The 15,252-nt window shown below is 64.1% G+C and carries 12 protein-coding genes; all 12 read left to right on the top strand.

The annotated features are described in order from the left end of the window. Positions 1-68: 68 nt before the first annotated feature. Entirely contained in the window at positions 69-1,283 is a 1,215-nt protein-coding gene (hutI, locus tag AC1VNY_RS14315) for an imidazolonepropionase (RefSeq protein WP_482405610.1), read from the top strand. After that, positions 1,280-2,839: a histidine ammonia-lyase gene (hutH, locus tag AC1VNY_RS14320; RefSeq protein ID WP_482405611.1), complete on the top strand. Its 1,560-nt coding sequence runs from the start codon at positions 1,280-1,282 to the stop codon at positions 2,837-2,839. The genes hutI and hutH overlap by 4 nt, the downstream gene beginning before the upstream one ends. A gap of 42 nt (positions 2,840-2,881) precedes the next feature. After that, on the top strand, positions 2,882-4,549 hold the full coding sequence (hutU, locus tag AC1VNY_RS14325; RefSeq protein WP_482405612.1) for a urocanate hydratase: 1,668 nt from the start codon (positions 2,882-2,884) through the stop codon (positions 4,547-4,549). Positions 4,550-4,923: 374 nt separating this feature from the next. Then, positions 4,924-6,078, top strand: a complete 1,155-nt coding sequence (locus AC1VNY_RS14330) for a transporter substrate-binding domain-containing protein (protein WP_028331424.1) — start codon at positions 4,924-4,926, stop codon at positions 6,076-6,078. Continuing rightward, entirely contained in the window at positions 6,075-6,716 is a 642-nt protein-coding gene (locus AC1VNY_RS14335; protein WP_016845707.1) for an ANTAR domain-containing response regulator, read from the top strand. The genes AC1VNY_RS14330 and AC1VNY_RS14335 overlap by 4 nt, the downstream gene beginning before the upstream one ends. A 127-nt stretch (positions 6,717-6,843) precedes the next feature. Then, positions 6,844-8,094 carry a transporter substrate-binding domain-containing protein gene (locus AC1VNY_RS14340; RefSeq protein ID WP_057015919.1) on the top strand — a complete coding sequence of 417 codons (1,251 nt, stop codon included), beginning with the start codon at positions 6,844-6,846 and terminating at the stop codon, positions 8,092-8,094. Positions 8,095-8,223: 129 nt separating this feature from the next. Beyond that, positions 8,224-9,093, top strand: coding sequence for an urea ABC transporter permease subunit UrtB (urtB, locus tag AC1VNY_RS14345; protein ID WP_482405613.1), 870 nt, complete (start codon positions 8,224-8,226; stop codon positions 9,091-9,093). A 16-nt stretch (positions 9,094-9,109) separates the two neighbouring features. After that, on the top strand, positions 9,110-10,999 hold the full coding sequence (urtC, locus tag AC1VNY_RS14350; RefSeq protein WP_482405614.1) for an urea ABC transporter permease subunit UrtC: 1,890 nt from the start codon (positions 9,110-9,112) through the stop codon (positions 10,997-10,999). Further along, complete coding sequence (gene urtE, locus AC1VNY_RS14355) at positions 10,992-11,684, top strand: urea ABC transporter ATP-binding subunit UrtE (RefSeq protein ID WP_482405615.1); 693 nt, start codon at positions 10,992-10,994, stop codon at positions 11,682-11,684. The genes urtC and urtE overlap by 8 nt, the downstream gene beginning before the upstream one ends. 33 nt (positions 11,685-11,717) lie before the next feature. Then, complete coding sequence (locus tag AC1VNY_RS14360; protein WP_028331418.1) at positions 11,718-12,755, top strand: aliphatic amidase; 1,038 nt, start codon at positions 11,718-11,720, stop codon at positions 12,753-12,755. 95 nt (positions 12,756-12,850) lie between these two features. Continuing rightward, the gene (locus AC1VNY_RS14365) at positions 12,851-14,185 is read left to right on the top strand and encodes a purine-cytosine permease family protein (RefSeq protein ID WP_482405616.1); all 1,335 of its coding nucleotides are present in this window, start codon (positions 12,851-12,853) and stop codon (positions 14,183-14,185) included. Positions 14,186-14,219: 34 nt separating this feature from the next. Further along, positions 14,220-15,239 carry an alpha/beta fold hydrolase gene (locus tag AC1VNY_RS14370; protein WP_482405617.1) on the top strand — a complete coding sequence of 340 codons (1,020 nt, stop codon included), beginning with the start codon at positions 14,220-14,222 and terminating at the stop codon, positions 15,237-15,239. Positions 15,240-15,252: the final 13 nt, after the last annotated feature.

Below are 15,252 nucleotides of genomic sequence, written 5' to 3' on the forward strand. Positions count from 1 at the left end.
ACAGAACCCGGACACGATTATATGTCTAGACATATAAGTCAAGCATCCCACATCGAGGGGACGATCGCATGGCAGAGCGCTTCGACCGTATCTGGCACAACGCCCGGCTCGCCACGATGCGCAGCGACCGCACCGATCTCGGCGAGGTCGAGCGGGGGCTGATCGCGGCGCGTGAAGGCCGCATCGTCTATGCCGGCGTGCAGTCGGATTTTCCTGTGGATGCGGACGCCGTTGAACGGATCGATTGCGCCGGCCGCTGGATCACGCCTGGCCTCGTCGATTGCCACACCCATCTCGTCTTCGGCGGCAACCGCGCGCACGAGTTCGAGCTGCGCCTGAAAGGCGCAAGCTATGAGGAGATCGCGCGCGCCGGCGGCGGTATCGTCTCGACCGTCGCGGCAACGCGCAGCGCGACCGAGGCGGACCTCGTCGCCGGCGCGCTGCCCCGGCTCGACGCGCTGATCGGCGAGGGCGCAACCACCGTCGAGATCAAGTCCGGCTATGGCCTCAATGCCGAGACCGAGATGCGGCAGCTTGCAGCGGCACGCAGCCTCGCCCGCCTGCGGCAGGTTGCGATCCGCACGTCGTTCCTCGGAGCGCATGCGCTGCCGCTGGAGGCCAATGGCGACAAGGACGGTTACATCGATTTGGTCTGCAACGAGATGCTGCCGGCCGTGGCCAAGGCCGGCCTTGCCGATGCCGTCGACGGCTTCATGGAGGGGATCGCGTTTTCCGGAGAGCAGACGGCGCGGGTGTTCGAGGCGGCGCGCGCGTTGGGACTGCCCGTCAAGCTGCATGCGGATCAGCTGTCCAATCTCGGCGGCGCGGCGCTGGCCGCAAAATTTTCGGCACTCTCAGCCGATCATCTCGAGCACACCGACGAAGCCGGCGCCGCGGCGATGGCCAAGGCCGGCACGGTTGCGGTCCTGCTGCCCGGCGCGTTCTATTTCATTCGTGAGACGCACAAGCCGCCGGTCGAGCTGTTTCGTAGCCACGGTGTGAACATGGCGCTGGCGACCGATTGCAATCCGGGCAGCTCCCCGCTCACCTCGCTGCTGCTGGCGATGAACATGGGCGCAACGCTGTTCCGGATGACGGTCGCCGAATGCCTCGCAGGGGTGACGCGGGAAGGCGCGCGTGCGCTGGGCATGCTCGCCGAGACCGGCACGATCGAGGCCGGCAAGTGGTGCGATCTGGCGATCTGGAACATCGAGCGTCCGGCCGAACTGGTCTACCGCATCGGCTTCAACCCGCTGCACAGCCGGGTGTGGAGGGGACAATGAACGATCGGGATTCGCCCGTTGTCGTAGCGCCCGGAACCGTCGGCCTCGACGTCCTGGCGCGCGTGCTCGCCGGTGCGCCCGTTGTGCTCGATCCATCGTGCTGGCCGCGCGTCGAGGCGGCCGCGGAGATCGTGGCGAAGGCGGCGCGCATCGACATTCCCGTCTACGGCATCAATACCGGCTTCGGGAAGCTGGCATCGACACGCATCGCGCCCGACCAGACCGCGCTGCTTCAGCGCAACCTGATCCTGTCGCATTGCTGCGGAGTGGGCGCGGCGACATCCGAGCCGATCGTGCGCCTGATGATGGCGTTGAAAGTGATTTCGCTCGGTCGCGGCGCATCCGGCGTGCGCCGCGAGGTGATCGAGCAGTTGCAGGACATGCTGGCGCACGGCGTCACTCCGCTGGTGCCGCAGCAGGGCTCGGTCGGTGCCTCCGGCGATCTCGCGCCGCTCGCCCATATGACCGCGGTCATGATCGGGGAGGGGCAGGCATTCCTTGATGGCAGGATCGTGCCAGGCCGCGAAGCGCTTGCGGCTGCCGACCTCGCGCCGTTGACGCTCGGCCCCAAGGAGGGGCTCGCGCTGATCAACGGCACGCAGTTTTCGACCGCCTATGCCATCTCTGGCCTGCTGCGTGCGCATCGTCTGGCGTGCGCCGCGCTGGTGACCGGCGCGCTGTCGGTCGATGCGGCGATGGCCTCCACGGTGCCGTTTCGTCCGGAGATCCAGTCCTTGCGTGGCCATGACGGGCAGATCGCCGCGGCTGCGGCGCTGACCGCGCTGCTCGACGGCAGCGACATCAGGCAATCGCATCTCGAAGGCGACGAGCGTGTGCAGGATCCATATTGCCTGCGCTGTCAGCCGCAGGTTGCGGGTGCCGTGCTCGACCTGCTCGCGCAAGCCGCCCGCGGGCTGACGATTGAAGCCAATGCCGTGACGGACAACCCGCTGGTGCTGGTGGAGACCGGTGAGATCGTGTCAGGCGGCAATTTCCACGCTGAGCCGGTGGCATTCGCCGCCGACCAGATCGCGCTGGCGCTTTCGGAGATCGGCGCGACCAGCGAGCGCCGGATCGCGACCCTCGTCGATCCTGCCTTGAACTTCGGCCTGCCGCCGTTCCTGACGCCGGAGCCCGGCATCAATTCCGGGTTCATGATCGCCGAGGTGACGGCCGCCGCGCTCTATGCCGAGAACAAGCAGCGTGCATTACCTTGCTCGATCGACTCCACGCCGACCAGCGCCAATCAGGAAGATCACGTCTCAATGGCCGCCCATGCCGCGCGCCGGCTGTCCGACATGGCCGACAATCTCGCCGCCATCCTCGGCATCGAGCTGCTGGTCGCGGCGCAGGGCATCACGCTGCGCGCGCCGCATGCGACCAGCGCACCGCTCGCGGCGGTCATTGCCGCGCTGCGGCAGCACGTTCCCGCACTCGCCGCCGACCGCTACATGGCCGACGATCTCGCGCGGGCCGCATCGCTGATCGAAGCCGACGCATTGCCCGCTGCTGCGATCGCGGTGCTTTCGACCGATCCATTTCCAAGACTGACTTAGAAGACTCTGACTTAAAAGACTTGCTTAGCAGGGACATCCGTCATGAACCGCCGACTGGACAACGAACGCATCATCCGTGCACCCCGCGGCACCGACATCAGCGCCAAGAGCTGGCTGACGGAAGCACCGCTGCGCATGCTGATGAACAATCTGGACCCTGATGTCGCCGAGCGCCCGAGCGAGCTCGTGGTCTATGGCGGCATCGGCCGTGCGGCGCGCGACTGGGAGAGCTTTGACCGCATTGCCGCCTCGTTGCGCAAGCTCGAGGGCGACCAGACGCTGCTGGTGCAGTCCGGCAAGCCGGTCGGCATTTTCCGGACCCATGCCGACGCGCCGCGCGTCCTGATCGCGAATTCCAACCTGGTGCCGCATTGGGCGACGCTCGATCATTTCAACGAGCTCGACCGCCAAGGCCTGATGATGTTCGGCCAGATGACGGCAGGCTCATGGATCTATATCGGCAGCCAGGGCATCGTGCAGGGGACTTATGAGACGTTTGTCGAGGTCGGCCGCCGGCATTATGGCGGCAGTCTCGCCGGCAAATGGATCCTGACGGCAGGTCTCGGCGGCATGGGCGGCGCCCAGCCACTGGCCGCGACCATGGCCGGTGCCTCGATGCTCGCGGTCGAATGCCAGCCGAGCCGCATCGAGATGCGGCTACGCACGGGTTATCTCGACCGCCAGGCGACGACGCTCGATGAAGCGCTGGCGATCATTGCTGAAGCGGTCAAGAGCCAGAAGCCGGTGTCGGTCGGCCTGCTCGGCAATGCAGCCGAGATCTTTCCCGAGCTGGTGCGCCGCGGCGTGCGCCCGGACATCGTCACCGACCAGACCAGCGCGCATGATCCGATCAACGGCTATTTGCCCAAGGGCTGGACGCTCGCCGATTGGGAAGCCAAACGCGCGGCCGACCCGAAGACGGTCGAGACGGCAGCCAAGACCTCGATGGTCGATCACGTCCAGGCCATGCTGGATTTCCACGCGCAGGGAATCCCGACGCTCGATTACGGCAACAACATCCGCCAGATGGCCAAGGACATGGGCCTGAAGCAGGCGTTCGATTTTCCGGGCTTCGTTCCGGCCTATATCCGCCCGCTGTTTTGCCGCGGCGTCGGACCGTTCCGCTGGGCGGCGCTATCCGGGGATCCCGAGGACATCTTCAAGACCGATGCCAAGGTCAAGGAGCTGATGCCCAACGACAGCCACCTGCACAATTGGCTCGACATGGCCAAGGCGCGCATCAAGTTTCAGGGGCTGCCGGCGCGGATTTGCTGGGTCGGGCTCGGCGACCGCCATCGGCTTGGCCTTGCCTTCAACGAGATGGTGGCGCGCGGCGAACTCAAGGCACCGATCGTGATCGGCCGCGATCATCTCGACAGCGGCTCGGTGGCGAGCCCGAACCGCGAGACCGAGGCGATGCGCGACGGCTCTGACGCGGTGTCCGACTGGCCGCTGCTCAATGCCTTGCTCAACTGCGCGAGCGGCGCCACCTGGGTGTCGCTGCATCACGGTGGCGGCGTCGGCATCGGCTATTCGCAGCACGCCGGCATGGTGATCGTCGCTGACGGCACGCCGGAGGCGGCGCGCCGGCTCGAGCGTGTGCTGTGGAACGACCCGGCGACCGGCGTCATGCGCCACGCCGACGCCGGCTATGACGCGGCGATCGAATGCGCCCGCGCCAACGGGCTCGATCTGCCCAGCCTGCGCTGAGGGGACTCCTGATCGGGAGTTGTTCGCGGGTTCAGCGGCATCTCCCGATCGGGGCGCAGGTTAACGAGCAATCTCGTCGCAGCTCTCAACCTTCCGGTTGATGTGCGCGAGGTGACCGGCCGGACATGCCTTGATACGGGAAATCGGTGGTGCAGCTACCGGAGATAGGTGGTCCGTGGAGCGCTGCACCTGTGATCCGTCGCGGGTGACACATTAATCTGCCTGCTTTCGCGTCAGCTTCGCTGACAGGATGAGCGGCCGGGGTCCTTGTCTCGCGGCAGATGGCATGCAATCTTCCGCAGCCGGCAATGCTGTTCGAGAGCAACAAGAACAATAATCCCTCTCGTCCCTCCAATTCTGTCGAGGGCCTGATCATGTCGAACCTTACCCAGACGACATCCGCTCCGTGGCGGATAGGAGTGCTGTTCTCGCGAACCGGCTTCATGTCGGTCATCGAGGAGACCCAGTATCAGGGCACGCAACTCGCGATCGAAGAGGTGAATGAAGCGGGCGGCGTCTGCGGCCGCGAGCTGGTTCCCGTTGCCTATGACCCCGGATCGGACTCGGCTGCCTATGGCCATTACGCCAAGCGGCTGATGATCGAGGATCAGGTCAGCACGATCTTCGGCTGCTACACCTCGTCGAGCCGCAAGGCGGTGCTGCCGGTGGTCGAAAGGCTGAACGGTCTGCTCTGGTATCCGACGCTTTACGAAGGGTTCGAGGCGTCGCCCAACGTCATCTACACCGGCGCCTCGCCCAACCAGAACAGCCTCGCGCTGTGCCGCTATTTGATGGATACGTTCGGAACACGGTTCTATTTCGTGGGGTCGGACTATATCTATCCGCGCGAGTCCAACCGGGTGATGCGGGAGCTGCTCAAGAGCAATGGCGGCTCGGTCGTCGGCGAGCGCTATGTCAATGTCTATGCGCGCTGGCAGGATTTTGTGCCGATCATCCAGGATATCAAGCGTGTCAGGCCCGACGTGATCTTCTCGACCGTCGTCGGCGAGGGCACGGTGTTCCTCTATCAGGCCTATGCGAATGTCGGGCTCGATCCAAAGCAGGTGCCGATCGCCAGCCTGACCACGACGGAAGCCGAAATCGCCGCCATGGGCTTCGACGTCGGCGAGGGACACGTCACGGCGGCATCGTACTTCCAGGGCGTCGAGGGCAGCGCCAACAATGCGTTTGTGCAGCGCTTCAAGAAGCGGTTCGGCGCCGATATCTCGACCAACATGTGCGCCGAGGCGTCGTACTTCCAGCTGCATCTGTTTGCCAAAGCGCTTGAGCAGGTCAATTCGCTCGACACCGAAGTGCTCCGCTCGATGGTGTTCGGCACCAGCTTTGATGCACCGCAAGGTGCGGTCACCGTCAATCCGATGTCGGGTCATACCGACCTCTGGACCCGCATCGGGCGCGCCAACCGCCAGGGGCAGTTCGATGTCGTCAGCCAGTCGAAGGAGCCGGTGCATGCGGATCCGTTCCTGATCGGATATGGTCGTGCAACGCAAACAGGAAGCGTCCAATGAACGAAATGTCGCGTAAGCCGTCGCTGAGCCGAGACGTCGGCGGACGCAAGACCATGGTTCAGGAACTTGCCGATCTGTCGGCGGTGGTGGTCGCGCCGGTCGACGATCAGGTCGGCATGTTGCTGCGCGAGTTGCAGCGGTTCCGGATGCGGGTGCGGCAGGTCTGGCCGATGCCGGAGAGCGTGCCGGCCGATGCCGACGTAGTGTACTGCGAATATTCTCCTGACCTGGCGCGGCGCCTGCCGTGGATTCCCGGCGATGCGCGCTCGGCGCTGGTCGTGATCCTGCCGGCGACAGAAACCGTTCACGCCGATGCGCTGTGTCATGCGACGCCGAACGCCGTTCTGCCGCGGCCGTTCACGCAGAATGCAGTGCTGTCCAGCCTGGTGCTGGCGCGCAGTCAATTTGGTTATGAACGGCGGCTTCGCAGCAAGATCGAGAAGCTCGACGACAATCTGCGCTCGATGCGCACGGTGGAGCGCGCCAAGGCGATCTTGATGGCGACGCGGCAGATGCCGGAAACCGAAGCCTATGGCTTCATCAGACGACAAGCGATGGATCGTCGCGTGTCGGCAAGTGCAGTCGCCGCGGCGATTGTTGACTCGTTCGAACTGCTTGGCTACGATCATCAACAGTAAGCCCCAATAGCGGGGCCGGCGGCGACAGCGCCGCCTTCGACACAACCGGCAACAAAGCCCTCCCAATGCTCGCGTAAGCGCGCATCGGGAGGGCTTTTTGTTTTTTCAGTCCTGAAGGGAGCTAGGGATGAGCATTTCACGGCGGACTTTGCTGAGGAATACCGCGGCGCTTGGCGCATTTGCCGGCGCCGGACTGCCGCACATCTGGATCAAGAACGCCGACCTCGCTTACGCCGCCGGCGGCGAGATCAAGGTCGGCGTGCTGTTCTCGCTGACGGGAACGACCGCGATCATCGAGGAATCGCTCAACAAGGCGACGCTGCTCGCCATCGAGGAGATCAATGCCGCAGGCGGCATCAAGGGCAGCAAGATCGTGCCGATCGTCGAGGACCCCGCGTCCGATCCGGCGACCTTCTCGGAGAAGGCTCGTAAGCTCGTCGTCGGCGACAAATGCGTCAGTGTGTTCGGCTCCTACACCTCGGCGAGCCGCAAGGCGGTGCTCCCGGTGTTCGAGCGGCAGAACAATCTCTATTGGTATCCGACGCTCTATGAAGGCCGCGAGTGCTCGAAGAACGTCATCTACACCGGCGCGGTGCCGAACCAGCAGCAGGACGAGTTCGTGCCCTGGCTGGTCAAGAAGTTCGGCAAGAAGTTCTACCTGATCGGCTCCAACTACATCTATCCGAAGGAAGAGAACAACTACTGCAAGAAGCTGCTTGAGAAACTCGGCGGCGAGGTCGTGGCGGAAGAATATGTGCCGCTCGGCCATTCCGAATTCTCTTCCGTCATCAACAAGATCCGCTCGACGCAACCAAACGTGATCTTCTCCACCGTGGTCGGCGATTCCGTGGTCGCGCTGCATCGTCAGTACAAGGCGGCCGGCCTCGATCCCGAGAAGATGCCGATGGCGAGCCTGACGACCTCCGAGAACGAAGTCGCTGCGATGGGCGGCGAGGCGGCTGCCGGTCATTTCACCTCGGCGCCTTACTTCATGGTGCACAAATCGCCGGAGAACGAGAAGTTCGTTGAGGCCTACAAGAAGCGTTGGGGCGCCGACAAGGTGACGCATTTCGTGTCGGAGGCCTGCTACTTCCAGACCTACCTGTTCAAGCAGGCGGTCGAGAAGCTCGCGACCAGCGACCTCACGCCGCCGAATATCCGCGACGCGGTCAAGGGTCAGGAAGTGATTGCACCGCAGGGCAAGGTCCGGATCGAGCCGGAGAACCTGCACACCTGGCTGTGGCCCAAGATCGCGCAGGCGAAGTCGAACGGACAGTTCGAGATTCTTGTCGAGGCCAAGGAGTGGCTGAAGCCGGTGCCTTACGCGGCCTATCCCGGGCAGTCGTGCACCGAGAAGGGCCTGGTCGAGAAGAGCTGACGACGGGGGCTGACGAAGGCCGTCGGCGTGCGGCGCCGACGGCCAGCGTCCCGAAACGAATGCGGCCTTTCGTACGAACGGGTGCGAGGGGCAGGGCGCACAAAACGAACATCGAAAGCGGATCCCGACGTGGACCAATTCATCGAACAAATCGTCACCGGCCTCAGTATTGGATCGATCCTGCTGCTGGTCGCGCTGGGCCTGTCGATCATTTACGGCTCGATGGGCATCATCAATCTCGCCCATGGCGAGTTCGTGATGCTGGGCGCCTACGCGGCCTGGGTGTTCCACACCTATCTCGGCCTCGGCCTGCTGGCGAGCCTGGTGCCGATCTTCCTCGTGGTCGCCGCGTTCGGCTGGGTCATCGAGCGTTATGTCCTGAGCCTGCTCAACAACCGGCCGCTGGACACGATTCTTGCGACCTGGGGCGTCGGCATCATGCTGCAGCAGGCGGTACGGCTGATGGTCGGCAGCGAACTGCGCTACGTGCAGCTGCCGCCGGCGCTGTCCGCCAGCATGGACCTGTTCGGCATTTCGGTATCGTCCTATCGGGTGTTCCTGTTCGTGGTGTCGATCGCACTGTTCGTCGCGACCTGGTTGCTGATGAACCGCACCACAGTCGGAATGAAGCTGCGCGCGATCATCCAGGACCGTTCGGTCGCCGCCTCGTTCGGCATCAACGCCAAACGGGTCTATGCGCTGACTTTCGCCTATGGCGCGGGACTGGCGGGACTGGCCGGCGCGCTGGTGTCGCCGCTGAAGAGCGTCTCGCCCGATATGGGCACCGGCTATGTGGTGGATGCTTTCATGGTGGTCGTGCTCGGCGGCGTGCAGAGCCTCGCCGGGACCGTGGCGAGCGCCTTCATCCTCGGCGAGCTCTCCGGCGGCATTGCGTTCCTGCAGAACGACACGGTGGCCAAGGCGATCGTGCTGCTCGCCATCGTCGTGCTCATCCGTTTCCGCCCCGAGGGGCTTTTCACCGCACGCGTGCGGGCCTGAGACAGATCGCTCATCTATGCCGTCGCATGTTCCTAACTCCAGCGGATTGCAGCGCCTGATTGCGCAGCTTGCGCCTCTGCTGATCGTCTGCGCCGCGGTGTTCGCGCTGCCGGTGCTGCTCAACAACGACTTCCTGCTCAACAAGGTCGCGCGTTATCTGGTGCTGGGGATCCTCACTGTATCGCTCGGGCTGTCCTGGGGATTCGGCGGCATCCTGAATCTCGGCCAGGCGATGAGCTTCGGGCTCGGCTCCTACGCCATGGCAATGGCGCTCAAGCTCAAGACCGTGCCGGTGCATACGGGAGCTAGCGGACTGCCGGACTTCATGGTCTGGAACAATGTCCAGCATTTGCCGTGGTTCTGGGAGCCGTTCCGCTCGCTGACCTTCGCGATCGCCGCGGGCCTGATCGTGCCGGCGCTGGTCGCGGCGGCGCTCGGCTGGTTCATGTTCCGGGGCCGCGTCACCGGCGTCTATGTCTCGATCATCACGCTCGCCACCATGGTGGTGATCAATCTCGTGATCATCGACCAGCAGAGCTACACGGGCGGCTTCAACGGCATCACCGATCTCGCTCAGCTCGAGATCTTCGGCGTCGCGTTCGATGCCTATGGCCGCGCAACCTACTATCTCGTCGCCAGCTGTGTCCTGCTCAGCCTGCTTGTCGCCTTTGCTTTCACAAGAACCAAGGCCGGCCTGATCGTGCAGGCGATCCGAGACCATGAGAGCAGGGTGCGCTACTTCGGCTACGACGTCGCGCTCTACCAGATCTTCGTGTTCGCGCTGTCGGCCGCGATCGCGGGCCTTGCCGGCATGCTCTACACGGTGGTGATGGAGTTTGCCTCGCCGACCTTCCTCGGCGTGCAGCTCTCGCTTTCGGTGGTGGTGTGGTGCGCGGTCGGCGGCCGGCAGAGCCTGGTCGGTGCGTTCCTTGGCGCGGTGCTGGTGGCGGGCATGCAGGGCGCACTGTCGGAGTCCGCAGCGTTCCTGGAAACCTGGACGCTGGTGATGGGCGCGCTGTTCGTGCTCGTGGTGCTGTTCCTGCCGAAGGGGCTCGCCGGCCTCGCGCAGGTCGTGCTGCGCTGGATCGTGCAGCGCCGCCATGCGGCCACGGGCGGGGGTGGCGCAAGGCGTCGGCCAGACGGAGGGCAGCACATGAGCTCCCATCTCGATCTCCGCGACGTCTCGGTCAGCTTCAACGGTTTCAAGGCGCTCAATGCTCTCAACATGAGCGTGCGCAAGGGCGAGCTGCGCTGCCTGATCGGGCCGAACGGCGCAGGCAAGACCACGGCGCTGGACATCATCTGCGGCAAGGTGAAGCCGAGCGCCGGCACGGTGAGCTTCGATGGCACCGCGCTGCAGGATCTCGAGGAATACGAAATCGCCCGCGCCGGCGTTGGCCGCAAGTTCCAGGTGCCGAGCGTATTCCGCGAGCTCTCGGTCTCCGAGAACCTTGAAGTGGCGCGAGCCCGCCGCACCTCCGTGCTTGGCAATTTGCGCTGGAATATCGGCAACTCAGGGCGCGAGCATGTCGAGCGTCTGGCCGAACTGGTCGGGCTCACCGAGCAGCTCGACCGGCCGGCCGCCTATCTGTCGCACGGTCAGACCCAGTGGCTGGAGATCGGCATGCTGGTCGCCCAGGACGCCGAGCTGATCCTGATGGACGAGCCCACCGCGGGCATGACGGCGCAGGAAACCCGCAAGACCGCCGAGCTGTTCGCGCGGCTGAAGGGCAAGCACACGCTGATCGTGGTCGAGCACGACATGGGCTTCGTCAAGGCGATCGGCGACATCATCTCGGTGATGCATATGGGCCAGATGCTGGCGGAGGGCACCGCGGCGGAAGTCGAGGCACATCCGGAAGTGCGCCGCGCCTATCTCGGATCGGGAGGCATCAGCCATGCTTGAGCTGTCCGACGTCGACGCCTTCTACGGCAACAGCCGCGCCCTGCAGGGCATCAACCTGACGGTTGGCAATGGCGAATTCCTCTCGGTGCTCGGCCGCAACGGCGTCGGCAAGACCACGCTGATGCGCAGCATCCTCGGCCTGATGGACCGGTGTACCGGACGGCTGTCGCTCGACGGCGCCGACATCTCGCCGCTGCGGACCTACCAGCGCGCCAAGGCCGGTATCGCCTACGTGCCGCAGGGCCGCGGGATCTTGCCGAAGTTCACTGTGCGGGAAAACCTGACGCTCGGGACCTTCGCCGCGAAATCGGCCAACGGCATCGAGGAGTGGGTGCTCGAGCTGTTTCCGGTCCTCAAGGACTTTCTCAATCGCTATGGCGGCAATCTCTCCGGCGGCCAGCAGCAGCAGCTTGCGATCGCGCGTGCGCTGCTGGCCAAGCCCAAGGTCATCCTGCTGGACGAGCCGACCGAGGGTATCCAGCCGAACATCGTCGAGCAGATCGAGGACGTGATCGTCAACCTCAATCGCGAGCGCGGCATCACGGTCGTGCTGGTCGAACAGAATGTCGCGTTCGCGCGGCGTGCGTCTCATCGCTTCGCGTTGCTCGAAAAGGGACGCGTCGTCGCCAAGGGCGCGATCGGTGAGCTCACCGATGATCTCATCCAGCTGCACATGGCCGTGTAGCGGGAATTATCGCTCAGGAAAGGGAGTCGAGACATGTTGCATGGAGACATATCGAGCAGCAAGGACACGGTCGGCGTTGCCGTGGTGAATTACAAGATGCCGCGCCTGCACACCAAGGCCGAGGTGCTGGATAACGCGCGCAACATCGCCAAGATGGTCGAGGGCATGAAGCTTGGCCTGCCGGGCATGGATCTCGTGATCTTCCCGGAATACTCGACCCACGGCATCATGTACGACTCCAAGGAGATGTACGAGACCGCGTCGTCGGTACCGGGCGAGGAAACCCGCATCTTCGCCGACGCCTGCCGCAAGGCCAAGGTCTGGGGTGTGTTCTCGCTGACCGGCGAGCGCCACGAGGAGCATCCCAACAAGGCGCCGTACAACACGCTGATCCTGATGAACGACAAGGGCGAGATCGTCCAGAAGTATCGCAAGATCATGCCGTGGGTGCCGATCGAGGGCTGGTATCCCGGCGATTGCACCTATGTCTCGGACGGGCCGAAGGGGCTGAAGATCAGCCTGATCATCTGCGACGACGGCAACTATCCGGAGATCTGGCGTGACTGCGCGATGCGCGGCGCCGAACTGATCGTGCGCTGCCAGGGCTACATGTATCCGGCCAAGGAGCAGCAGATCCAGATCTCGAAGTCGATGGCCTGGGCCAACAACTGCTACGTCGCGGTCGCCAACGCCTCCGGCTTCGACGGCGTCTATTCCTACTTCGGCCATTCCGCGCTCATCGGCTTCGACGGAAGGACGCTCGGCGAGTGCGGCACCGAGGAGAACGGCATCCAGTACGCGCAGCTCTCGGTATCGTTGATCCGCGACGCCCGCCGCAACATGCAGTCGCAGAATCATCTCTTCAAGCTGATGCACCGCGGCTATACCGGCCTGATCAACTCCGGCGACGGCGATCGCGGTCACGCGGTCTGCCCCTACACCTTCTACAAGAACTGGATCACCGACCCCGAGGGCACCCGGGAAATGGTCGAGGCCATGACCCGTCCGACCGTCGGAACCGACGAATGCCCGATCGAGGGCATTCCGAACCAGAAAGTCGCACATCGTTGAGTGACATCGACGATCGGCGCCGGCGCGACGTTTCGCGCCGGCGTGGTTCGATGCAACGGCGGACACTTCCTCGCGGAGGAAACAAGGGGGACATCATGAGCGGTCAATCGAATAGCGGGCTGGTTCATCAGACCGAAGGGCAGATCGACGACCTTCTCGGCCATGAATTCGAGCACGAGCCGGTGCCGATGAGCGCCCGGCGCAGCGCCTTCTCGGTCACGATGGTGTGGCTGGGCTTTCCGATGATCATCACCGGCGCGATGACCGGATCGCTGCTGGTGCTGGGCATGGGGTTCAAGAATGCGCTGGTGGCGATGATCGTCGGCAATCTGATCATGTTCGCCTATGTCGGCGCACTCGGCCTGATCGGCACCAGGCAAGGCATGAACTTCGCGCTGATCGCCAGCATCGTGTTCGGAAAGAAGGGCTACGTGCTGGCATCGGGCCTGCTGTCGACCCTGTTGCTCGGCTGGTATGCGGTGCAGACCGGCATCACCGGCGCACTGATCTCCTCGACCTACGGCCTCAATTATGTGGCGATGACCATCGTCGCCGGCGTGCTCTATATCGGAATTACCTTCGTCGGCGTGAAGGGATTGCACTGGATCGGGCTGGCGTCGGTGCCGCTGTTTGTCGTGCTCGGCCTCTGGGTCGCGGCTGATGCCGCCTCGACCACGACGTCGGCGGCGATCTTCGCCTATGCCGGCAACAATGGCGTCGCCAGCATGTCGATGGGCGTCGGGCTTACCGTGGTGCTCGCGCTGTTCATCGATGCGGGCACAGTGACAGCGGACTTCAACCGCTGGGCGCCGAGCGCGCGGGCGTCGCTGTTCGCCACGTTCAGCGCCTTTCCATTCGCCAATCTGGTGGCCATGCTGGTCGGCGGCGTGATGACGGCGGCGCTCGCCGTGCCGAACGCAAATCCGTTCGGTGTCGACAACATGTTCGGCTACATGAACGGCAAGCAGCTGACCTGGCTCAGCATCCTCGCGTTCGTCTTCCTCTATGCCAATCTCGGCTCGGTCTGCTCGCACTGCCTGTACAATGCGGCCACTGGCTGGTCGCGCATCCTCGGGACCAATATGCGGCTGATGGCGGTGGTGCTCGGCGCGCTCGGCATCCTGGTCGCTGCCGGCAATGTCTGGGCGTTCTTCATCCAGTGGCTGTCACTGCTCGGCATCCTGGTGCCGCCGATCGGTGCGATCATCCTGGTCGACCAGTACCTGCTGCGGGCCGAGGCGCGGGCGGACGTGGACTGGCGTGCGAAGCCGTTCATCGCCTGGGGCATCGGGTCGCTGTTTGCCTTTGCGGTTGAAAACCTGATGCCGGGACTGTCCACTGCGATCTCCGCCGCGGTGGTCGCAGGCATCGTGTACGGGGCGATCGCACGGGTGGAGTCTCCGACCGAAAAGGTGGCGCGTCCCGCGTAAGCGATCAGCTCGATCAAGCAAGAAGGGTGCATCAATGAGCGTCGACTATCAGATCCATGATCTCGGCAATTTGACCTTGCAGCGCGGCGCGACCATTCGCGACTGCAAGCTCGCCTACAAGACCTATGGCCAGCTCAACGCGGCCAAGGACAACGTCATCGTCTATCCGACCTGGTACTCCGGCCAGCACTACGACAATGAATGGCTGATCGGGCCGGGCAGGGCGCTCGATCCGGCAAAGTACTTCATCATCATCCCGAACATGCTCGGCAACGGGCTGTCGTCGTCGCCGAGCAACACGCCGGAACCGTATAACGGACCGCGCTTCCCGCAGGTGACGGCCTATGACAATGTGCGCGCCCAGCACCGGCTGGTGACCGAGAAATTCGGCATCAAGCACATCCGTCTGGTGGTCGGCTGGTCGATGGGCGCGCTGCAGGCGTTCCATTGGGGCGCGCTCTATCCGGATATGATGGATTTGTTGGCGCCGTTCTGCGGCTCGGCCAAATGCTCGCGCCACAACTTCGTGTTCCTCGAAGGCGTCAAGGCGGCACTCACCGCGGATGCTGCGTGGAAGGAGGGCTGGTACACCGACAAGCCGGCCCGCGGCCTGCGCGCCGCCGCGCGTGTCTATGCCGGCTGGGGCTTTTCGCAGGCCTTCTATCGCGAGCAGCTCGACATCAAGACGCTGGGCTATTCGTCGCTGGAGGATTTCCTGGTGGCGTTCTGGGAAGGCTTCTTCCTGCCGAAGGATCCCAACAACCTGCTGACCATGCTGTGGACCTGGCAGCACGGCGACATCAGCGACAACGAAATCTACAATGGCGACTTCAAGGCCGCGCTGAGAGCGATCAAGGCCAAGGCCTATGTCATGCCGGGGCAGACCGATCTCTATTTCCCGCCGGAAGACAGCGCGTTCGAGGTCGAGAACATGCCGAACGCCAAGCTCGTGCCGGTACCGTCGATCTGGGGCCACTTCGCCGGCGGGCCCGGGACCAATCCGGTCGATGTCGCCTTCATCGACGGCAAGCTCAAGGAGCTGCTCGCATCGTGATATCGACCGGTTG

This window comes from Bradyrhizobium ferriligni, from assembly GCF_056837965.1.

Bases quoted from the DNA above. Each gene is read 5' to 3' on its own strand.
- hutI (WP_482405610.1), top strand. From the start codon at position 69: ATGGCAGAGCGCTTCGACCGTATCTGGCACAACGCCCGGCTCGCCACG.
- hutH (WP_482405611.1), top strand. From the start codon at position 1,280: ATGAACGATCGGGATTCGCCCGTTGTCGTAGCGCCCGGAACCGTCGGC.
- hutU (WP_482405612.1), top strand. From the start codon at position 2,882: ATGAACCGCCGACTGGACAACGAACGCATCATCCGTGCACCCCGCGGC.
- AC1VNY_RS14330 (WP_028331424.1), top strand. From the start codon at position 4,924: ATGTCGAACCTTACCCAGACGACATCCGCTCCGTGGCGGATAGGAGTG.
- AC1VNY_RS14335 (WP_016845707.1), top strand. From the start codon at position 6,075: ATGAACGAAATGTCGCGTAAGCCGTCGCTGAGCCGAGACGTCGGCGGA.
- AC1VNY_RS14340 (WP_057015919.1), top strand. From the start codon at position 6,844: ATGAGCATTTCACGGCGGACTTTGCTGAGGAATACCGCGGCGCTTGGC.
- urtC (WP_482405614.1), top strand. From the start codon at position 9,110: ATGCCGTCGCATGTTCCTAACTCCAGCGGATTGCAGCGCCTGATTGCG.
- urtE (WP_482405615.1), top strand. From the start codon at position 10,992: ATGCTTGAGCTGTCCGACGTCGACGCCTTCTACGGCAACAGCCGCGCC.
- AC1VNY_RS14360 (WP_028331418.1), top strand. From the start codon at position 11,718: ATGTTGCATGGAGACATATCGAGCAGCAAGGACACGGTCGGCGTTGCC.
- AC1VNY_RS14365 (WP_482405616.1), top strand. From the start codon at position 12,851: ATGAGCGGTCAATCGAATAGCGGGCTGGTTCATCAGACCGAAGGGCAG.
- AC1VNY_RS14370 (WP_482405617.1), top strand. From the start codon at position 14,220: ATGAGCGTCGACTATCAGATCCATGATCTCGGCAATTTGACCTTGCAG.